Below are 314 nucleotides of genomic sequence, written 5' to 3' on the forward strand. Positions count from 1 at the left end.
CAGTTGTAGACGCGCTGGGAAATCCGCTGCGCTTTGAACTGACCGCCGGCAATTGTCACGACTGTGTCAAAGGGTATGAAATGCTTCAAGATATGGATCTCATCGGCAAGACCGTGATTGCCGACCGAGGTTACGACATGAACAACATTCTGGAACTCATTGAAAAGCAGCAAGCAGTCGCCGTTATTCCCAGCCGAAAACACCGCAAAATTCAACGAACGTGTGATTGGTGGCTATACAAAGAACGCCATTTGGTCGAATGCTTATTCAACAAACTCAAACATTATCGAAGGCTGGCTACTCGCTATGATAAG

The 314-nt window shown here is 47.1% G+C and carries 1 protein-coding gene; it reads left to right on the top strand.

From position 1 onward, the window contains the following. Positions 1–314: transposase (locus tag A372_RS32610; protein ID WP_019418902.1), on the top strand; the 314-nt coding region annotated here is incomplete at both ends.

The sequence above is a fragment of the Paenibacillus sp. OSY-SE genome (assembly GCF_000283315.1).
Taxonomy (GTDB): Bacteria; Bacillota; Bacilli; order Paenibacillales; family Paenibacillaceae; genus Paenibacillus_B; species Paenibacillus_B profundus.